Genomic DNA, 637 nt, shown 5'->3' on the forward strand with positions numbered 1-637 from the left:
TTTTTAGATTTTTTCTTGCATACGAGAGCAACTGCCAATGCAATAAACATTAATATTGTTATAACTCTTTCGAAAATGCTCAATATCAGATTCGCCATATGATTCCTTTCTTCAGCTATTAATGGATTCTATCTCCGAATCATCATATATTTTCTTTAACTCTTTTCTCATTTCCTTATTGATACTTATATATTTTGAATCATTATCAGCCCATTTTACTTTCAGGATATCGTGTTTGCGTATATATAATACAGGCAGCCGGCTTCTGTGCTTATCCATAAAGATTCCCTGGCTTTCATAAAAAATTTCCTGCAGATAATCATTCATTTCATCTACCTGGATTACAAATGTAAAACGAATATCCTTCTTTTTTTCTTCTCTGCTCATCTCATTGATCCAGAACTCTGCAAATTTATCATTTAACAACAAAACATCATTTCTATCCATATCTGTAATATCTATAAGCGCCCAGATATTCACCTGATTATTTCTATTTTTCTTAAAAAAACTTACTTTTCCTTTTTCGTCCAGTTCATATTCTGACTTTTTTTGGTACTGGTTATGTAAAAGCCCTTTTCCAAATACAACGTTTCGTTCTTCGACCTCTTCTGGAAAAGTTATTTTGATATCTATTAAC

The 637-nt window shown here is 31.2% G+C and carries 1 protein-coding gene; it reads right to left on the minus strand.

Translation table 11 applies throughout. The features are described 5' to 3' along the window. Nucleotides 1–111: 111 nt before the first annotated feature. The coding region (locus NE638_RS17845) for a hypothetical protein (RefSeq protein WP_173746877.1) at nt 112–637 on the minus strand (526 nt) is incomplete at its 5' end.

It is taken from the genome of Blautia sp. MSK.18.38, assembly GCF_024460535.1.
In the GTDB taxonomy this organism is placed as follows: domain Bacteria; phylum Bacillota; class Clostridia; order Lachnospirales; family Lachnospiraceae; genus Blautia_A; species Blautia_A fusiformis.